Genomic DNA, 16829 nt, shown 5'->3' with positions numbered 1-16829 from the left:
CACAATGGCCTCAACGTCCGAGGAGGCAACATGCAAGAATCGCTCACCATCGTCGACCTGATTAGCGCCCGCATCGAGGGGGACGTGGACGCCTCCTCGCGCGCCCGCGCCGAGTATTCGACGGACGCGTCGAACTATCGTGTGCCGCCCCAGGTGGTGGTCTTCCCGAAGAACGACGCCGATGTTGCCGCCGTTCTCGCCGCGTGCCGGGAGCTTTCCGTGCCGTTGACCTCGAGGGGTGCGGGCACGTCGGTGGCCGGTAATTCGGTGGGTGAGGGCGTGGTGGTCGACTTTAGCCGCTACATGAACAAGGTGGTGGAGATCGACCCGGTAGCGCGCACGGCCCGGGTTCAGCCGGGCGTTGTGATGAGTGACCTGCAGGCGGCCGCCGCCGCGCATGGCCTGCGTTTTGGCCCCGATCCGTCCACCCAAAATCGTGCGACTCTTGGCGGCATGATCGGCAACAACGCCTGTGGCCCGCACGCGGTGGCATGGGGCCGAACCGCCGATAACGTGGTGGCGCTGACCTGCCTGGACGGGCGCGGTCGCCGCCTGGAGGTGGGTGCGGACTGCCTCGATCTCGTGCCTGGGCTGGCGGAGTTGGTGGGCGGCCACCTTGCGCAGATTCGGCGAAACTTCGGCCGCTTTAGCAGGCAGGTCTCGGGTTACTCCCTCGAACACCTCCTGCCCGAGAACGGCCGCGACCTAGCCAAGATGCTGGTCGGCTCGGAGGGCACGCTCGTGGTCGTGACCGAGGCGGTGCTTCGGCTCGTGCCGATCGCCCAGGCCCCCACGCTCATCGTCCTCGGTTATCCCGACATGCCTGCGGCGGCCGACGCCGTCCCTGCGCTCCTCGCCCACTCCCCGCTCGCCGTCGAGGGAATCGACGCCCAGTTGGTGGAGGCCGTGCGCAAGAACAAGGGCAGCGTGCCCGAGCTACCGGCGGGCGGCGGCTGGCTCTTTATCGAGGTCGGCGCCCAAGAGGGGGAGGAGCTTTCGGTGGTGGAAGATCGCGTGGCCGGCATCTGCGCCGACGCCGGAACCGACGCCATCATGGTCCGCGAGCCCGGCCCCGACGCCACGCAGCTGTGGCGCATCCGCGCCGACGGTGCCGGCTTGGGTGGCCGCACTCCCGCGGGCGTGGCGGCCTGGCCAGGGTGGGAGGATTCGGCGGTCCCGCCCACGATGCTCGGACCCTATCTGCGTGAGCTACGCGCGCTCATGGAGGCCAGCGGTCTCGATGGCCTCATGTACGGCCACTTCGGGGACGGGTGCGTGCACGTGCGCATCGACTTCCCGCTCGAGGAGGCCGGCGGCGTGCCGGCGATGCGAGCCTTCATGGAGGCCGCCACGGACATCGCGGTGCGCTATGGCGGTTCGATGTCGGGCGAGCATGGCGACGGCCGGGCCCGCTCCGAGCTCCTGACCCGCATGTACCCGCCGGAGGTGATCGACCTCTTCGCCCAGGTCAAGGCCCTCTTCGACCCGGAGGACGTCCTCAACCCGGGCGTGCTCGTGCGCCCCCGGCCGATCGACGCCGACCTGCGCCGGCCCGCGGCGAGCCCCACCGACTACGCCGGGGGATTCCACTTCCGCCAGGACGAGGGGGACTTCACCAAGGCGGTTCACCGTTGCACCGGTGTGGGCAACTGCCGTGCCGACCGCACCAGCGCGGGCTTCTACATGTGCCCGTCCTACCAGGCGACGAAGGAGGAAAAGGACGTCACGCGCGGGCGCGCCCGTGTGCTTCAGGAAGTGACCAACGGCCAGCTCATTCGCGGCTTCGCCGACTGCGCGCTTCACGAGGCGCTCGACCTCTGCCTCGCGTGCAAGGCCTGCTCGCGCGATTGCCCCACCGGGGTCAACCTCGCCAAGTTCAAGTCCGAGGCCCTCTACCGCGGTTTCAAAGGCAAGCTCCGTCCGCGCACGCACTACGTCCTGGGCAACCTGCCTCTCCTCGCCCGGTGGGCCACCGCCGTGCCCGGTCTCGCCCGCTTGGCCAACGCGGCCATGAAGATCGCTCCCGTGCGTAAGCTCGCATTCGCCGCGGTGGGCCTGGACACGCGCCGCCAGATGCCCGGCTTCGCCACGGCTCGCTTCTCGCGCCTCGCCGCGCCGTTGCGTGAGGAGGCCCGGCAGGTCGCCGCCCGTGAGCTCGCGGCAATGAAACTGGCCGGCGGCGAGCTGGCACACGGGGCGCCGGCACACGGGGAGCTGGCCGGGCCGGCGTCGTCGTCGAAAAAGTACGTCATGATGTGGGCCGATTCCTTCTCCGAAACGCTCGACACCGCCGGGGCGCAGGCGATGGTGGCCGTGCTGCAGGGGGCCGGCTACACCGTCCTCATCCCGCCGCGCGACGCGTGCTGCGGCCTGACGTGGATCACCACCGGCCAACTCGATCACGCCAAGAAGGAGCTTTCCAACCTCCTCGACGTCCTCGCCCCGTTTGCCGCCTCGGGTGTACCGATCGTGGGCGTCGAGCCCTCGTGCACGGCGGTGCTGCGCGAAGACATGGCCGACCTGCTGGACGATCCGCGCGCCGACGTCGTCGCCACCATGACCTTCACCCTCGCCGAACTGTTGACCGCACCCGAGCCGATCGGGCCGACCGGGTGGCGTCCGCCGGACCTGAGCGGGCTCGACATCGTCGCCCAACCACACTGCCACCACTATTCGGTGATGGGCTGGCAGGCCGACGCCGCACTCCTGCGCGGCGCGGGCGCGCACCTGACGACCGTCTCCGGATGCTGCGGACTCGCCGGGAATTTTGGAATGGAGAAAGGTCACTATGAGGTGTCCGTCAAAGTTGCCGAGAATGATCTGCTACCCAAATTGGCGGCCGCCGCGCCCGACGCGGTCTACCTCGCCGACGGATTTTCGTGCCGTACGCAGGCATCACAGCTGGTCGGCGACCAGGGCGTGCATCTAGCCGAACTTCTACGCGACGGCAAGGGCGTGCGCCGCCGGACTCGCTCGCCGCGAACTGCGCTCCACGGATGATGTGAAGGCGGTCAGTATGTCAGCGGCGTCGGGTACCCTTGAGGGGGAAGGGAGAACGTGTGGGAGTTTTCGCATTACGCAATGGTCACCTCGTAGCGGCTCCGCAGTCGGTGGTCACTCAGGTCAGCGATGAGGTGCTGAATGCCGTTCGCGCACAATCCTTGGAATTCATTGACAGGCCGCTGTTTCCCGTCGGATGGGCGGAGGAAAGTCAATCGCTCCTCGCACTCGATCCGACCGGTCAGGTCGTCACCATCGACGTGCTGGAAACCCTGTCCTCCGATGCCTTCGTCAGCGCGCTGACCCGCGCCGGCCGCCACGGTGAGATGAGCCGTTTGACGCTGGCCAACATGTACACGGGCGGCGAGTCCGCCTTCGATGCGGACTACCAACGATTCGTCGAATCCTCTCCACCGCTCATGAAGCGCGGCCCCCGCCTGTTCATTTTCGCCTTTGACTACGACGTCGATGTGCGTCGTCCCATCTCCGCCTTGCGTCACGTGGGGGTTGAGGCCTACCGGGTTGTTGTGCACGAGGGTGTGAGCGGCCTGCTCGTCGAGATCGCTGATGTGATGGAAAATCGCGGCGTGATTGAGCCCGGAAGCCAGCCGGTGGCGATTGACGTGGCCGCGGAGGCCACTGATACAGACGGCGTTGTGCATCCCGCCGAGGGCAGCACGGCTCGCCCGGAGGACGGCACTGCCGGCTCGGAAGAAGGCATGACCGGCCCTGCCGATTTTGCCGACCCGGAGCCGGAGACGGTCGAGATGGAGGCAATCTCCACCCCGGTCGTTTTCGCCGAGGCCGAGCCTGTGGCTGAGGCCGAGACCGCGCCCGAGGCCCCAGCCGAGCCGGACCGCGAGCCGGCGGCTACGAACGCGCCCGTGGCGGAAGCGGCGGCTGTGGCAGAGCCCGAGCCCGCCCATGCCGCCACGGATTTCCCTGCCGATGAAGAGACCGCCATCATCGACCGTGCCCAGCGCTACGACGCCGCGTGGGAAATCATCGGATGGCAGTACGAAAAGGAACGCCCCGCCAAGCGCGACGCGTCGGACGTGCTCGGATCCGTGGAACGCCGGCGGGCGGACAAGGTCGCTCGCCAGGCTCAGCACGATGACATGTGGGCGCGGCTTGAGAAGAACCGCAAGGACGTCGGCGTCACGATGTACGACCTCCTCAAGGCCGAATCCAAGCGCGCCGAACAGCGCCTGTGGGACATGAGCGCGCCGAAGGCGGAGAACAACGCCCAGATCTTCTCCGAGCGATTCTCCTCGGAGGCCTCCTCTGAGGCGGTAGCCGACGCCGCGTTGAAGTCGGATCGCTGGGACGAGCGCTCTGCCGCTGTCTCCGATCCGTCCCAGATCGTTCCCGCCCCGCGGCGCGTCGGGCCGGAAGCCACCGTAGTTCCGGAGGCCCGCGCCGAACACCGTGCCGAGCCACGTCCCGAACATCGCGTCGAGTCCCGCTTGGAGTCCCGCACTGATCAGCGCGCTGAGCGCACTGCGGCTGAACACCCCCGGTCTGAGGCGGCGCCCACCCCGGATCCGCGGATGCAACGTATCGTCGCTGAGATCGGCGTCGCGAAACTGACGTGGCGCTCGCGGCGCAAGCACCGCGCCCTCCACGGGTATCTCACCAGCAGCGGGCTGATTGACATCATCGGCGTCGGCACGTTTGCGGACCCGTCCGAAGCGGCAGCCACGGCCTCCGGAAACCCATACGCCGACGGCTGGCACCTATGGCAGGTGCCCGACGGGCGCACACTCGGCGACTTCGCCTAACCCGTCACGGCCGCTCAACTAGCCCGGATCGACGCACCCAGGCCCACCGCATTCCCACACCGCCCGCACCTAGCGGCGTGGCGACCTACGCGCGGGCCTCAGAGCCTCAGTCGAGCTGGCCGACGTTCGGCGCTCCCGCCCACGTACGAATAAACGCGCCGATGTGCCAGTAGGCTTGTTTGCGCGCTGACTCGCGCGAGAGCAATACGTCGTGAATGCCGTCGGTGATCTTTGCCAGCGTGGCGACCTTGCCCAGCCACGGAATGCGCTTCCAGATCTGATCCACGTTCAACACCGTGTCCGCGTGGCGCATGTTGTCATCCCAGTCCTCGCTGTAATAGGTCTTCGTGCTGGTCAGCACGAGGATCGGGCATTTAATGTCGAGCCCCCGGGCGACCCGCTCATGGCCCTTGACCACCGCGCGCAACCACCCGGCACGAATCGGGAACGTCGGCACGTGACGATAGCGAGGATCGGGATTCCAACCACCTTCGATGAAAAACGGGTCGACGGCGTCGCGCCCCGCGGCCTCCTCCTCGGCGACCCAGGCCCGGCGCTCCTCCTCACTCATGTAACCCGTCAGAAGGCGCTGGTAGTAGCCGTTGTCGGTTTGCGGGATGACGGCTGTGGGGGAGAGGCGGTGCAGCGTGTCAAGGATCGGCTGACTCATCATTCGCACGGCCGTGGCGCCCTGGAATTCGATCCACGGCGAGTTGAGAATCAGGCCGGCGAGCGCGCCCGGGTGGCGGTCCGCCCACAGCGTCGCGGTCAGGCCGCCGGTCGAATGACCATAAAGGAAAATCGGGACGTCGTAGCCATGCTCCTCATAAATGACGTCGAGCGCCTCGTGGATCTCCTCATCGTAGGTCGACATGTCCTCCACGTAGCCCCACATCTGGCCCTCCATATGTGCCCGGCCATATTTGCGCAGGTCAAGTGCGTAAAATTGGCCGCCCAGCGCCGTGATTTGCTCGGCGAACTCGTAATGATAGAAGTAGTCGTTCCAGCCGTGGATGGCCAGCAATGCGAACGACGCCGTCTGCTCGCCTTCCGCCTGCCCCACCTCGTCGCGGGTTTCCTGCGCGCCTGCCCGAGCCGGGTCGTGTGTGACCAGGACGGCGCGGTTCGGCCCGTATTCGTCATCGTGAAGCGGGAGGATGCGCTGGTAGAAATGCTCGCCGAGGGAGTCAGGGGTCCACGTCATGTCACCATTATCCCCGATCGTGGCAGGGGTGTGGGGTCAGACGGCGTCGGGAAAGATCGACGGATCGTCGAGGAAGCCGCGAAGAATCTTCGTCACCTGATCGTTTTCGATGAGGAAGCCGTCGTGGCCGTACTCGGAGTGGACGTGGCGTACCGGGCCCGAGCCGGGTAACGCCGTGGCCAGCGCCTCGACGTCGCGCGGATAGAAGAGCCGGTCCGAATCCACCGACACCACCAGCGCCGGCATCGTGAGCTGCGCGATCACCGCCGCCGTCCCGCCACGCCCGCGCCCGATGTCGTGCGTGATCATCGCCTGGGAGATGCGCAGGTAAGAATTGGCGTCGAAGCGGACGGCGAGCTTGTAGGCGTGGTAATCCAAATATGAGGCCACCGCATAGCGACCGCCCGCCAAGGGATCCTCGCCCTCCTGCGGGGTGCGCCCGAAGCGTTGGTCGAACTCGGTGGGGCAGCGGTAGGTGATGTGGGCCAGCTCGCGGGCCAGGCCGAGGCCGCGGTGCGGGCCGGCGCCGTCGGGCAGGGAATAGTAGTCGCCGCCGCGAAAGGCCGGGTCGAACAGGATGGCCTGGTTTTGCGTCTTCTGGTAGGCAATCTGCTCGGCTGTGGTGGCCGGGCCCGCCACCAGCACGGCGATCGCGCCCGTCATCTGCGGATACGACGCCGCCCACTCCATCACGCGGTTGCCGCCGAAAGAAGCCCCCGCCACCAGCGCCCAGCGCCGCACGCCCAGCTGCTCGGCCAGGCGGTATTCGGCGGCACACATATCCCTAATCGTCACCTCGGGGAAGCGGGAGCCCCACGGCTGGCCATCGGGGGCGTTCGAGGATGGGCCCGTTGACCCTTGGCATCCGCCCAAAACATTCGGGCACACGACGAACCAGCGGTTCGTGTCGATGGCCTTGCCGGGCCCGACGATGTCGTTCCACCACCCGTCCGTGCCCTCGGCGGAGGTGGCGTGCGAATCGCCGGTCAGGGCGTGGCACAGGAGCACGGCGTTGGTGCCGGCGTCGTTGAGCTTTCCCCACGTCTCGAACGCGAGCCGGACGGCGGGCAAGCGGCCGCCGAGTTCGAGGTCCATCGGGCCGACGTCGAGAAAATGGCGTTCGCCGGGATCGTCGCCCTCACGCCAGGCGCCGCTGGCGGGGATGGGCTTGGCGATGAGCGGGGGATGGTAGCCGATATCGAAATCGGCCACGGGGGCCGCGTCGGTGACGGGGGTGAGTGGCGGGTAGCCGACGAGGAAGGCGGGAAGTGAAATGTCGCGGGCAGTCATTGGTTCCTTCATTGCGCGGATAACAACAAGGTCAAGGGCGCCGGGCCAGTCCGAGGAGGGCTGACGCCCGCATCACATTCGCTTCATCATGCCTCCACCATAGAGGCGGGCGCGAAGCCGCGCAAAGAATGTCCACAGCTAGGGACGGCGTTGAGAGCGGGGATGAGGCGTGTTCAAGCTGGGCAAATGTGATAGCCGTGTGACAGATGTGAAATCTGTGGCAGAAGTAATGTAAGTGAAATAAGTTTCTCGTGTTTCCTTTTATAACGAAAAGGTATACGGTTATGTGCGAGTGGTTGGCGCTTGTCAAGGCGACACGCCATAAGTTTTTATTCACGCACATGGAGGTGGCGAGTGACCTGGGCACGTAAGTCACTGGTTCTTATCTCGGCTCTCGGGCTCGCGGCATCAGCCGCGGCGCCCGCAGTAGCAACACCCATATCGGAAAACGACATCGATAGCGCCTACGCCAAGCAGGAGACCACCTCCCGCTCGTTGGCCGATATCGAACTCGAACTGGCGCGCCTGGCCACGCAGAGCAACGAAGCCACTGCCGCAGCCGCCATTGCGCAGGCCGCCGCGATGACGGCCCAGGCCGACCTCGCCGAGTCGATCTCCCTAGCCGTCGCCGCACAAGAAAAGGCGAATGCCGCGCTTGCCGAACTCGAAGAGGCTCGCCGCCAGCTCGGCTCGGTCTCCCAGGTCATGTACAAGAACCACGCCGGGGAAGTGACGCAGTCCTACTACCTCTTCGGCGCGGAATCGGTGGAGGAAGCCAACAAGCGTTCGCAGGCCTACGGCGCCGTGGCCAACTCGGTTGACTCCAAGGTACAGCGCTTCAAGGCGCTCGAAGAAATCGCGCGTGTGATGCAGGCCGACGCCGATCAGGCCGCCAGCGACCAGGCCAAGGCCGCCGAGCAGGTGTTCACCGCCGCCGACGAGGCCAGCAAGGCCGCCACCGCACAGACCGACATGCTCGCCGCCGCCCAGCACCGCCGCGATGTCCTCGCCGTCGACCTCGCCGCCCAGCGCGGCACGACGGTCGACCTCGAGCGCGAGCGCCTCGCTCAGCTGGAATTGGACCGTAAGGCGAAGGCGCAGGCCGCCGCGGACGTCGTCGTGACGAAGGCTGCCCGCGACGCGCAGGAACGCGCCGCCAACGAGGCCCAGGCTGCTGCCCAGAAGTCCGCGACCAAGGCCGCCGCTGCTGACGCCGCCGCTACCGCCGCCGAGCGCGAGGCCGCACGCCTGGCCGACGCCGCCGCTAACTCAACCGGTCCGGCCAAGGCAAACAACGAGCAGGCCGCCAAGGAAGCCGCCGAGTACGCAGCCCAGCAGCGTGCCGCCGCCGAGAAGGCCGCCAAGGAGAAGGCTGACCGCGAGGCCACCCAGAAGGCAGCCGAGGAGCGTGCCGCCGCTGAGAAGGCCGCCGCCGAGCGTGCCGCGGCTGAGAAGGCCGCCAAGGAGGCCTCCAACAAGGCCGCCAAGGAGGCCGCTGAAAAGGCTGCCGCCGAGAAGGCTGCCAAGGAAAAGGCCGCACGCGAGGCCGCTGAAAAGGCTGCCGCCGAACGTGCCGCGGCTGAGAAGGCCGCCGCGGAAAAGGCTGCTGCCGCTGCCGCGTCGTCGGGGGCTGGCCAGGACGTGGTCGCCTACGCACGCCAGTTCGCTGGCGCCCCCTACGTCTGGGGTGGTGTCTCGCCCACGACCGGATGGGACTGCGTTGGCTACGTCTGGTACGTCTACCAGAAGTTCGGGGTGACCACCCCGCGCCGCACCGGCTCCTCCGTCGGCCAGTACTGGGGTGCATACCAGCAGGTCCCGGCTTCGCAGGCTCGTCCCGGTGACGTGATGTGGTGGCCCGGCCACGTCGGCATCTACACCGGCAACGGCATGCACATTGCCGCATGGAACCCGTCCATCGGCACCGAAGAGAGCGCCGTCTGGGGCAACCCGATCTACCTGCGCGTACGGTAGGGGGCTGGGCTGGGGTGGCCAGTCCGGCCCAGCTCGCCGAAACCCGGCCCGGCTCGCCGAAACCCGGCCCGGCTCGCCGAAACCCTATTAAGCTGATCGCCGCTGTACTAACTTGCTGAAAGTTAGTACAGCGGCGATCAGCTTAGTGCGGTTTGCGCGGGAGTACGGCCCGGACTACTTCATGTTGTCAGGGTGCAGCTTCGGGTTGTGGTCGTAGTAACCGGTGTCGATTGCACGCTGGAAGGATGCCTGGATCTCGCGCTCGGTCTCTTCGCGACCAACCCAGTGCGCGCCCTCAACCGACTTGCCGGGCTCGAGGTCCTTGTAGACCTCGAAGAAGTGCTGGATCTCCAGGCGGTGGAACTCGGAGATGTCCTCGAGTTCGGTGCGCCAAGATGCACGCTGGTCACCCGTGGGGACGCACACGACCTTGTCATCGCCTCCCGCCTCGTCCTTCATGCGGAACATGCCCAGTGCACGGCAGCGGATCACGCATCCGGGGAAGGTGGGCTCATCGAGCAGAACCAGGGCGTCGAGCGGATCGCCGTCCTCGCCAAGAGTTCCATCGATGAAGCCGTAATCATCCGGGTAGCGGGTGGACGTGAAGAGCATGCGGTCAAGACGGATGCGGCCGGTTTCGTGGTCCACCTCGTACTTGTTGCGATTGCCCTTGGGAATCTCGATTGTGACGTCGAAGTCCATTAATCTCTCCTTTAGGTTTATCTGAGAACCATTGTAGCCACCATGTCCGAAATATTTCTGCGTGAATCGAGGGTGGAAGCGCACATTTGTTCTTACGGCCGCGCTCTCGGTGGGAAATCGTGGCTGACGGCGCCTCCGGCCGCGAACCATCCGCCCCCGGCCGCGAACCTCTCCGCGAAGCACCGCCGTGGCGGAATCGGCCCTCACTGTGGGAAGATTGCCACGTGTGGAAAAGGGTCTTGGCATTATTACTGACCGTCAGCGTCGGCGGTTATGTGTTTGCCGACGCGTGGGATCTCCTCCCTGGCCCGCTCACGACGGCGCCGGCCCCGGCTGAACCCCTGCCATACCCGACGGTTGCCCAGGTGAAAGCGCAGGCGCCCGACGTCGGCGGTGAGCCCGCGGCGAAGGCTCCGCGCGCGTCGGAGGTCAGCTCCCTGATCGAGGCTTTGGCCAATCATGAACGTAATACGGGCCAGACCTCGGTGGTTGTCAGCGACCCACGAACCGGTGAGGTCATCGCGTCGCTCAATCCGGACAGGCCGGCGATACCGGCGTCGAACATGAAGATCGTGACGTCGGCTGCCGCGCTCGAGGTGCTCGGGCCCGAGACGACGCTCCCCACCGTGGCCTCGCTTGCCGGTACGACGCTTTACCTCGTTGGCGGTGGTGACGTCCTGCTGGCCGAAGGCGCGGGTGACCCGCACGCCACCCAAGGCCGCGCCGGCCTTGGCGATTTGGCAACCGCGGCAGCCCAGGCGATGAAGGATAAGGGCGTGGGCGCGACCAACGTCGTCGTGGACTCCTCCCTGTTCGAAGGCCCGCAGTACTTTACGGACATCGAGGGTGCCGACCGCGGGTTCATCATGGAGCTTCGTCCCCTCGCCATCGACCGGGGGAGGGCCAGCAAGGGCGGCTACCTGCCCAATCCCGACCTCGCCGCCGGCGAGGTCTTCGCCGAGCATCTGCGCGCCGCGGGCCTCGAGGTGTCCGGCGTGGAGCGTGGAGGCAGGGCGCCGGCGGCAGCCGTGGAGCTCGCCCGGGTCAATAGCGCGCCGGTGCGCGAACTCGTCGGCCTCCTCCTGACGGCCTCCGATAATTCGCTGGCGGAAGTGATGGGTCACCTCGTCGGCGCGGCGAAGGCCACGGGCTCCTTCGAGGGCGCTGCCAAGGCCATCGGCGAGGTGATGGGCGCCAAGTTCGACATGACCGGCGTCGTCCTCGGGGACGCCTCGGGACTGTCAATGACGAATCGGTTGACGGCGTCGTTGCTCAACAACATCCTGCTCGAAACCTGGCAGTGCAAGGAATGCCCGCTCGCCGCGCTGCCGGCCGGCCTGCCGGTGGCGTCGCTGACGGGCACGCTCACACATCGCTTCGATGGCTCGGACATCAGCGGTCAGGTCCGCGCCAAGACGGGCACGCTGGTCGAGGCGATTTCCCTGTCCGGATTCATGCGCACCGAGGCCGGCTACCCGCTGGTGTTTTCCGTCCTCCTCGACCATCTCGAGGAGGGCACCGCGCCCGATTCACGTTCCCTCATTGACGGATTCGTCGAGGGCCTGGCTCACCTCTAGGGTTTCGGTTCGCGGACGGCGCCGTCGCCCAGATTTTAGCCGAGGGCAACTTTTCTCGCGTGCCCGGCGCGGGGGAACTACCCTAGAGTCATGAGTATCGACCACAGGAAAGTCCAGCGCGTTGCGCGCCTGATCTCGGGCGGCGGTCCGGCGGTGAGCCAGGCGCAGGCCGCTGGCGTTGTGCGCGATCTGCGTAGGCAGGCAGGCGTGGCCCCTGCACTCGTCGGCGAGATTACGGGGCTTGATGAGGCCGCCGCGGACGCGGGCAGGATAGAGGTCAAGGTGGTGGATCGGCCAACGTGGGCCGCTGCCGCCGCCCGCTCGATTGATGCGATGACGAGCGGATTGCCCGCTGAGACCGGCGTGACCGCGCGCTCCGGCACGTCCATCGGCACGGCCGAGGGCGCGATCGTGCTGCCGGCGGTGGCCTCGCGCGTGCTGGGCCAGTTCGACCCCTTCGCGGGGGAGGGTAGGCTGTATCTCGTGGCGCCGAACGTGGCCTCCTTCCGTGGCAAGTACGATCTGGACCAGCGCGATCTGTGCCTGTGGGTGTGCGTCCATGAGCTCACCCACGCCACGCAGTTCGCGGCCGCTCCCTGGCTCAAGGCCGTCATCACAGACAGGGCCTCGGCCCTCTTTTCCGCCATGGACGCGGGCGACTCGGCGAGCGAGATCCTGGCTGAGGCGACGGCCATGATGTCCCTCCTCGAAGGCCACGCCGAATACGTGATGAACAACGTGCCCGTGGTCCGCATGCCCAGCCGCGCGCGCATCGTCGCCGCCATGGCGCGGCAGCGAAAGGCCAAGAACCCCCTCATTGCGGCGATCGCAAAATACACGGGCTTCGCGGAGAAGACGAAGCAGTACACGCAAGGGGCGCAGTTTGTGGCCCACGTGGTGGACGCCGAGGGCATGGAATTCTTCAACCGGGTGTGGGAGAGCGCTATGTGCCTGCCGAATGCGGACGAGCTGGCCGATCCGGACACGTGGATCGAGCGCATGCGCTGATGTCTTTTCCCCACCCTGCCGTGACGGCGGCCCGTCACGCGATGATTGAGGCGCTCGCGGGCGTTCCTGACGGGGCGGCCGTGCTCCTCGCCGTCTCGGGCGGCTCGGATTCGATGGCGCTGACGAAGGTGGCGATGTGGGCGGCGCGTGGCCGCATCGAGGTTCTTTCGACGACGATCGACCACGGCCTGCGCCCAGAGTCCGCCGCGGAGGCGCTGGCGGTTGACCGCTACCTCCAGCGGGTCGTGGACGCCTCCATTGTCACCCAAGTCCAGGCGACGGTGGGCGGCGCCGGCCCTGAGGGTAACGCCCGCGCCGCGCGCTACGCCCGCATCGCCGATATCGCTCGCGCCGGTGGCCGTATGAAGGGCACCGGCCCGCTGACCGTGCTACTCGGCCACACCGCCGATGACCAGGCGGAGACCGTCCTACTCGGCCTGGGCCGGGGCTCGGGTGCACGTTCGGTGGCAGGCATGCGGGCGGTGGGAAGCCTGCCCGGCCACGACGACGTCCCCATGGCCCGGCCCTACCTGCACATGCGCCGCGCGGACCTGCGCACGGTCTGCCGGGAACTTGACCTGCCCTGGGTCAACGACCCCACCAACGAGATCGACGGCCCATGGCGCGCCGCCGACGGCAGCCCGCTCCGTCGCAGCGCGATTCGTCACCGCGTCTTGCCCGAGCTCGATTCCGCCCTCGGAGGAGGAGTCATTGAGGCCCTCGGCCGCACGGCCCTCATGGCCCGCGACGACGACGACGCGCTGAGCGCCATCGCCCACGAAATCGGCCGTGAGCTGGTGAGAGATTCGGGCGACGGCGTCGTTATCCCCGCCAAAGAACTGGCCGCCAAGCCACGTGCGCTGCGCACCCGGATCCTGCGCGAGGCGCTCGCGAAGGTGGCCCGGGCCGGTGACGTTGTTTACTGGCACATCAACGCACTTGATAGGCTCGCATGTGGAGTGGACAATAAACGTGACATCGATGTGCCGGGAGCGTTCGCGCGCCGGGCCGATGATCTTATATTCATAGCGCCGAGAGCGGAGAAATCATGAAGCTTGAAGATTGCAAGGACGACATCGTCAAGGTCGTCGTAACCGAAGAGCAGATCAAGACCCGTCTAGCTGAGATGGGCAAGCAAATCAGCGAAGACTACAAGGATGAGGACTCCCTGCTCCTCGTTGGCGTCCTGCGCGGCGCAATCATGGTGATGGCCGACCTCTCGCGCGAGATCTCGATTCCCCTTCACATGGACTGGATGGCCGTCTCCTCCTACGGTGCCTCCACCAAGACGTCGGGCGTTGTGCGCATCCTGAAGGATCTGGACACCGATATCGCCGGCATGAACGTTCTCATCGTCGAAGACATCATCGACTCCGGCCTCACCCTCGACTGGCTGCTACAGAACCTCGAATCGCGCGGGGCCAAGTCCGTCAAGATCGCCACCCTGCTGCGCAAGCCCGAGGCGGCCAAGGTTGAGGTCGACGTCGAATACGTCGGCTTCGACGTCCCCAACGAATTCGTCATCGGCTACGGCCTAGATTATGCCGAGGACTACCGCCACCTCCCGTTCGTCGGAGTCCTCGCGCCGCACGTGTACGGAGGCTAAATGTCCAATCGACAGCGACGCAACCTGGAAGACTTCAACCGCAAGGGCCGCAAGCCCAAGAAGACGGAGGAGTCCAAGGCTGGGGAGCCGAACAAGCCCCGCCAGAGCAAAGAAGATCAGGCACGCGAAAAGAAGCAGCGCCGCATCTTCTGGACGGTGATGGGCGCGCTTGTGGCCGGTGCCGCGGCGCTCTTCTTCATCTTCAATCCCGCCGGTTTTACCTCGGTCAAGACGAGCGAGGGCCGCCAGATCTTGCAGTCGCAGGCGATTGAACGGGTCCAGGTCACGGACGGCTCCCAGGTTGTCCAAGTCTGGCTTAAAGAGGACTACAAGCCGACTGACCTTGAAGGTGAGGAACAGCAACCGACGAAGAAGGTTCAGTTCCAATACACCGATCCCGAAGCCGCACAGGTACTCTCGCTTGTGGAGAAGGCCGACTCGAAGAACGGTTACAACTCGATCGTTCCTCAGCAGTCTATCTTCACCACAATTTTGACCTTCATTCTGCCCATGCTCATCATCATGGGACTGTTCTTCTGGATGGTTCCGATGATGCAGGGGCGGATGAACGAATTTGGGCGCGTGAAGAAGGACGGCGTGGAGTCCGACCTGCCCGACGTCACGTTCTCCGACGTGGCCGGGGCGGACGAGGCCGTCGAAGAACTGCGGGAAATCAAGGAGTTCATCGAAACGCCGGACAAGTTCCGTAAGATGGGCGCCAAGATTCCGCGCGGCGTGCTTCTCTACGGTCCCCCGGGCACCGGCAAGACGCTTCTGGCCAAGGCCGTGGCCGGCGAGGCGGGCGTGCCTTTCTTCCATATTTCGGCTTCCGAATTTGTTGAAATGTTTGTGGGCGTGGGCGCCTCTCGCGTGCGTGACCTCTTCACCAAGGCCAAGAAGGTGGCGCCGGCGATCATCTTCGTTGACGAGATCGACGCCGTTGGGCGCAACCGCGGCTCCGGCATCGGCGGCGGCAACGACGAGCGCGAGCAGACGCTCAACCAGCTCCTCGTGGAGATGGACGGATTCGACGATCGCACCAACGTCATCGTCATTGCGGCGACCAACCGGCCCGACGTGCTCGACCCGGCGCTCCTGCGCCCCGGCCGCTTCGACCGTCAGATCGGCGTGGACGCCCCCGATCTGCCCGGGCGCGAGCAGATCCTCAAGGTCCACGCGGACGGCAAGCCGTTGGCTGAGGGCATCAGCCTCGAATCTATCGCACGCCGCACGCCCGGCTTCTCCGGCGCCGACCTGGCCAACCTCCTCAACGAGGCCGCCCTCTTGGCTGCGCGCCGCGGGCACGCGAAGATCGATGAGGACGACATTGATGAAGCAATCGACCGTGTCATTGCAGGTCCACAGCGCCGCACCCGAGTGATGAATCCGAAAGAAAAGCGCATGACGGCCTATCACGAGGCCGGGCATGCGGTGGCCGCCGCGGCGCTCAACCACTCCGACCCGGTCACCAAGGTGACCATTCTTCCGCGTGGGCGCGCACTCGGCTACACCATGGTCATGCCCACTGAGGACCGCTATTCGACCTCCCGCCACGAGCTGCTTGACGAGATGGTCTACGCGATGGGCGGGCGCGCCGCCGAGGAGGTCGTCTTCCACGACCCAACCACGGGAGCCTCCAACGACATTCAGAAGGCCACGAACGTCGCCCGTAAGATGGTGACCGAATACGGTATGTCCCAGCGTGTAGGTGCGGTACGTTTGGTTGCCGATGAGTCTGACCCGATGACCCGCATGGGTGGCGGCAACACGCGCGAGCATTCTGACCAGCTTGCCAAAGTTGTCGACGACGAAGTCCATGCTCTCCTCGACCGTGCCGCCCAGGAAGCATGGCAGATTATGATGGACAACCGCCACGTCCTCGACCGCCTCACCACTGTTCTCCTCGAAAAGGAAACTGTGCTGGAAGAAGAGCTTAAGGTGATCTTCCAAGACATCGTCAAGGCACCGCCGCGCGACCTGTGGCTGTCCTCTCCCGAGCGGCCCGTGTCTGACCTTCCGCCCGTGCCACTTCCCGAGGCCGAGGCGGCCGCCGAGGAGCCCACCGCGCTTGAGGGCCAGGAAACCGACGAAGGCAAGCACAGCGAGGCCGACCAATGATCGACTCCGCTCGCGCCGAAGCCGCCGTCCGTGAACTCCTCATCGCCATCGGCGAGGACCCCGACCGCGACGGGCTAAAGGACACCCCCGCCCGGGTGACGCGCTCCTATGCAGAAATCTTCGGCGGGCTCGGGGAAGACCCGGGCGAGCACCTGGAGAAGGTCTTCGACGTCGGCCACCAAGAGATGGTCCTCGTACGTGACATCCCCATGTATTCCATGTGCGAACACCACCTGCTACCCTTCCACGGCGTGGCACACGTGGGCTACATCCCCGGCCCCGACGGCCGGGTGACCGGCCTGTCCAAACTTGCCCGTCTCGTCGACGGCTACGCCCATCGCCCCCAGGTTCAAGAGCGCCTGACCACCGAGGTGGCCGACGCGTTGGCCGAGCGGCTGGGCGCCTCCGGCGTCATCGTCGTCGTCGAAGCTGAGCACCTGTGCATGTCGATGCGCGGCGTGCGAAAGCCCGGCTCGCGGACGGTTACGTCGGCCGTGCGCGGCGCCATGCACGATCCCGCCACCCGTGCCGAGGCCATGAGCCTCATCATGGCTGGCTAAAGGAGAACA

General features: G+C 66.3%; 12 protein-coding genes. 9 read left to right on the top strand and 3 right to left on the bottom strand.

The window, feature by feature from the left end; all coding sequences use genetic code 11:
* Nucleotides 1-30: 30 nt before the first annotated feature.
* Entirely contained in the window at nt 31-3000 is a 2970-nt protein-coding gene (locus HLG82_RS07840) for an FAD-binding and (Fe-S)-binding domain-containing protein (protein WP_193326295.1), read from the top strand.
* A gap of 59 nt (nt 3001-3059) precedes the next feature.
* Nucleotides 3060-4781, top strand: a complete 1722-nt coding sequence (locus HLG82_RS07835; protein ID WP_193326294.1) for a hypothetical protein — start codon at nt 3060-3062, stop codon at nt 4779-4781.
* 106 nt (nt 4782-4887) lie between these two features.
* Here the strand turns inward: HLG82_RS07835 and HLG82_RS07830 are convergent, their stop codons facing one another.
* On the bottom strand, nt 4888-5985 hold the full coding sequence (locus HLG82_RS07830) for an alpha/beta hydrolase (protein ID WP_193326293.1): 1098 nt from the start codon (nt 5983-5985) through the stop codon (nt 4888-4890).
* Nucleotides 5986-6021: 36 nt separating this feature from the next.
* Nucleotides 6022-7275 carry a homoserine O-acetyltransferase MetX gene (gene metX, locus HLG82_RS07825; protein WP_193326292.1) on the bottom strand — a complete coding sequence of 418 codons (1254 nt, stop codon included), beginning with the start codon at nt 7273-7275 and terminating at the stop codon, nt 6022-6024.
* A gap of 354 nt (nt 7276-7629) precedes the next feature.
* Here metX and HLG82_RS07820 point away from each other — a divergent pair, with 354 nt between their 5' ends.
* Entirely contained in the window at nt 7630-9249 is a 1620-nt protein-coding gene (locus HLG82_RS07820) for a C40 family peptidase (RefSeq protein ID WP_193326291.1), read from the top strand.
* A gap of 174 nt (nt 9250-9423) precedes the next feature.
* Here HLG82_RS07820 and HLG82_RS07815 read toward each other — a convergent pair whose 3' ends face one another.
* Nucleotides 9424-9951, bottom strand: coding sequence for an inorganic diphosphatase (locus HLG82_RS07815; RefSeq protein WP_193326290.1), 528 nt, complete (start codon nt 9949-9951; stop codon nt 9424-9426).
* Between the two features lie 239 nt (nt 9952-10190).
* Here HLG82_RS07815 and dacB point away from each other — a divergent pair, with 239 nt between their 5' ends.
* The 6 genes from dacB to folE all read left to right on the top strand — a co-directional run bounded on the left by dacB (nt 10191) and on the right by folE (nt 16820).
* On the top strand, nt 10191-11528 hold the full coding sequence (gene dacB / locus HLG82_RS07810) for a D-alanyl-D-alanine carboxypeptidase/D-alanyl-D-alanine endopeptidase (protein WP_193326289.1): 1338 nt from the start codon (nt 10191-10193) through the stop codon (nt 11526-11528).
* 90 nt (nt 11529-11618) lie between these two features.
* Nucleotides 11619-12536, top strand: coding sequence for a zinc-dependent metalloprotease (locus HLG82_RS07805; RefSeq protein WP_193326288.1), 918 nt, complete (start codon nt 11619-11621; stop codon nt 12534-12536).
* Entirely contained in the window at nt 12536-13588 is a 1053-nt protein-coding gene (tilS, locus tag HLG82_RS07800; protein ID WP_193326287.1) for a tRNA lysidine(34) synthetase TilS, read from the top strand. The genes HLG82_RS07805 and tilS overlap by 1 nt, the downstream gene beginning before the upstream one ends.
* Nucleotides 13585-14142 (top strand): hypoxanthine phosphoribosyltransferase, encoded by a 558-nt coding sequence (hpt, locus tag HLG82_RS07795; RefSeq protein WP_193326286.1) that lies wholly within the window; start codon nt 13585-13587, stop codon nt 14140-14142. Before tilS ends, hpt begins: the two co-directional genes overlap by 4 nt.
* A complete protein-coding gene (ftsH, locus tag HLG82_RS07790; protein ID WP_193326285.1) occupies nt 14143-16260 on the top strand; it encodes an ATP-dependent zinc metalloprotease FtsH in 2118 nt (705 codons plus the stop codon). It abuts the gene before it with no gap.
* On the top strand, nt 16257-16820 hold the full coding sequence (gene folE / locus HLG82_RS07785; protein WP_193326284.1) for a GTP cyclohydrolase I FolE: 564 nt from the start codon (nt 16257-16259) through the stop codon (nt 16818-16820). The genes ftsH and folE overlap by 4 nt, the downstream gene beginning before the upstream one ends.
* The last annotated feature ends 9 nt before the right edge of the window (nt 16821-16829 follow it).

The sequence above is a fragment of the Trueperella pecoris genome, assembly GCF_014926385.1.
GTDB lineage: Bacteria > Actinomycetota > Actinomycetes > Actinomycetales > Actinomycetaceae > Trueperella > Trueperella pecoris.
The sequence above is the reverse complement of the archived record's forward strand: the minus strand, read 5'-3'. Positions and strand labels throughout refer to the sequence as shown.